The organism is Sphingosinicella sp., assembly GCF_052388015.1.
Taxonomy (GTDB): Bacteria; Pseudomonadota; Alphaproteobacteria; order Sphingomonadales; family Sphingomonadaceae; genus Allosphingosinicella.
In genome coordinates, this window is the sequence record NZ_JBQTIN010000070.1 from 1 (window position 1) to 3,008 (window position 3,008).

General features: G+C 69.0%; 3 protein-coding genes. 2 read left to right on the forward strand and 1 reads right to left on the reverse strand.

The features are described 5' to 3' along the window. Together panC and ACT4N3_RS06030 are read left to right on the forward strand one after the other, a co-directional pair. Nucleotides 1–833: pantoate--beta-alanine ligase (gene panC / locus ACT4N3_RS06025; protein WP_444854307.1), on the forward strand; the 833-nt coding region annotated here is incomplete at its 5' end. Between the two features lie 79 nt (nucleotides 834–912). After that, nucleotides 913–1,215, forward strand: coding sequence for an SEL1-like repeat protein (locus tag ACT4N3_RS06030; protein ID WP_444854308.1), 303 nt, complete (start codon nucleotides 913–915; stop codon nucleotides 1,213–1,215). Nucleotides 1,216–1,292: 77 nt separating this feature from the next. Here the strand turns inward: ACT4N3_RS06030 and ACT4N3_RS06035 are convergent. After that, the coding region (locus ACT4N3_RS06035) for a prolyl oligopeptidase family serine peptidase (RefSeq protein WP_444854309.1) at nucleotides 1,293–3,008 on the reverse strand (1,716 nt) is incomplete at its 5' end.

The following is a 3,008-nucleotide window of genomic DNA, read 5'->3' on the forward strand; positions in this document are numbered from 1 at the left end:
TCGCTGAACTCCGGGCGGAGATCGACGCGCTGCGGGCGAAAGGCGGCGCGGTGGCGCTGGTGCCGACGATGGGCGCGCTCCATGCCGGGCATATGGCCTTGGTCGCCGAGGCGCGGGCCCGCGCCGACCATGTCGTCGCCTCGATCTTCGTCAATCCGACCCAGTTCGGCGCGAACGAGGATCTCTCGACCTATCCGCGCCGCGAGGCGGGCGATGCGGCGATGCTGGAGGTGCAAGGTTGCGCGATCCTGTGGGCGCCGGATGCGGCCACCATGTACCCCAATGGCCTCGAAACGCCGGTCAAGGCGAGCGCGCTCGGCGACGATCTGGACGGCGCCGCGCGGCCGGGCCATTTCGACGGCGTCGCCACCGTCGTCGCGCGGCTCTTCGAACAGGTCCGGCCCGACATCGCCGTTTTCGGCGAGAAGGATTATCAGCAGCTTTGCGTGATCCGCCGCATGGTGCTCGACCTCGATCTGCCGATCGAGATCGTCGGCGTGCCGACCCAGCGCGACGCCGACGGCCTCGCGCACTCCTCGCGCAACGCCTACCTCTCGGAGGACGAGCGCCGAGCCGTGCGCGCCTTGCCGCGCGCGCTGGGCGAGGCGGCGCGGGCGATCGGGGAAGGCGGCGATATCGGCGAGGCGCTGGAACGGGCGCGCGCGCGGCTCGCAGCGGCGGGCTTCGGCCCGGTCGACTATGTCGAATTGCGCGACGCCGCGACGCTCGCGCCCGTCGACACTCTCGACCGTCCCGCCCGGCTGCTCGCGGCGGCGCGGATCGGCCGCACGCGGCTGATCGACAATCTGCCGGTCGATTCACCCGCGACTTAGGTCAAATCCGCCTTAACCATTTGTTGGGACTTGGTGCGCCAGACAGGCTCCCGGACACGAAGGTTTGGGGGCTGATCCAATGGCTCACAGTTCGAAAAGCGCCGCGTTTCTGGTCGAAACCCGCATCCGCGATGCCATCGCCGGCGACGTTCGCGCGCTCTACGAATTGGGCGTCGCTTATTCGACCGGTTCGGGCGGCACGCCGGTCGATCTCGTCGAGGCGCACAAATGGTTCAACCTCGCCGCGTTGAACGGCATGGACCTGGCCCAGGAATGCCGAGCCGACATCGCCGAGGACATGACCGCGCGCGAGATCGCCGAAGCCCAGCGCCAGGCCCGCGCCTGGCTCGCCGAAATCTCCCCCGCCAGCCGCGCGGCTTAGTAGAATTCCGTCATTGCGAGCGGAGCGAAGCAATCCAGTCTGGATTGCCGCGTCGCTTCGCTCCTCGCAATGACGCCCTAGTTTGCTGCCGAACGCGGCGACGCCCCATTCCGATAGCGCTCGAACCAGGCGAGGATCGCGTTCGCCTTGGCGCCACTCTGCGAGGGCCGCGCCGCCAGCCCGCCATGGCTCGCCCCCGGCACCCGGATCAGGGCGGTCGGCACGCCGCGCAATTGCAGCGCGGTATAATATTGTTCCGATTCGCTGACCGGCGTCCGGTAATCCTCGCTGCCGACGACGACCAAAGTCGGCGTCTGGACGTTGCCGACCAGACTGAGCGGCGAGCGCCGCCAGAAGGCCGCATGATCCTCCCAGGGGAAGCGGCCGAACCAGTAGCGCGAGAAGAAGCCGGGATTGTCGGCGGTGAGCACGAAGCTCGCCCAGTCGATCACCGGCTTCTGGGTCGCCGCGGCGCGGAAGCGGTTGGTCCGGCCGACGATCCAGGCGGTCAGCACGCCGCCGCCCGAGCCGCCGGTCACGAACAGCCGCTCCGGATCGGCCAGCCCCTGCGCGATCGCCGCGTCGACGACGCTGATCAGATCGTCATAATCGTTGCCCGGATAGGCATGGTGGATGAGGTTGGCGAACTCGGCGCCATATGAGGTCGAGCCGCGCGGATTGGCCGAGACCACGACATAGCCGGCCGCCGCGTAGAGCTGGTTGTCGGTCGAAAAGCTGGGGCCGTAGGCGGCGAACGGCCCGCCATGGATTTCGAGGATCAAAGGATAACGCTGCCCTTCGACATAGTTCGGCGGCAACGTCACCCAGGCGTCGATCGGCCGCTGGTCGTGCGACGAGGGCACGGTGATCCGCCGCACCTCGCCCAGCGTCTTGTTGTCGAGCAATTCGGCGTTGAGGCGCGTGAGCCGGCGCGGCGCCCCGCCGGAGACGAGTGCGATGTCGGACGGCCGTGTCGCCGATCCCATCGTCGCGGCGAGAGCGCCGCTCCGCGCGACGCTGAACGCGCCGCCGGCATAGGGCCGGTCGAGCGCCGCCCCGGTCAGCCCCTCGGCAACCAATCGGCGCGAGCCGTCGAGGCCGATCCGCGCCACGTTGACGCTGCCGCGCTCCTCATAGGAGACGTAGATGCCGCGCCCGTCCGCCGCCCAGACCGGATCGTTGACGCCGCGGTCGAAAGCGGCGGTGAGCGCGCGCGGGTTCGATCCGTCGCGGCCCATCACGTAGAGCTGGCTGTTCTCATAGCCCCGCTCGCGGTCGTCGAAGCCGACAAAAGCGATGGAGCGGCCGTCCGGCGAAACGACGGGCGAAGCGTCCGGGCCGTTGCGGCTGGTCAAGGCGGTGATGCGGTTGCTGGCGATATCGAGCGCGTAGACCTCGCTGTTGAGCCCCTCCCGCTCCCAGCCTTCCGACCGGTTGCCGCTGAAATAGAGCGTCCGCCCGTCTGGCGACCAGGAGAGCGGGCCATTATTATTGTAAGGTCCGTAGCTCAGCTGGCGCGCCGCGCCGCCCTCGGCCGAGACCAGGAAGATCTGCTCGTAGCCGGGCCGGAGATAGCCCTGGCCGTCGAAACGGTAGGTGACGGCGGTGATGATCTGCAGCGGCTCCGCCCAGGTCGCGCCGTCCGGGCGCTGCTGCGGCGTTCCGAGCCGCGCGCCCTCATCCGGCACGAACATCGTATAGGCGATCTGGCGTCCGTCCGGGGACCAGGCGATGCTGTCCGGCGCGTTGGGCAGGCCGGTGATCCGGACCGATTCGCCCGACGCCATCCAGCG

Excerpts from the sequence above, each read along its gene's own strand:
- ACT4N3_RS06030 (WP_444854308.1), top strand. The coding sequence starts at position 913 with ATGGCTCACAGTTCGAAAAGCGCCGCGTTTCTGGTCGAAACCCGCATC.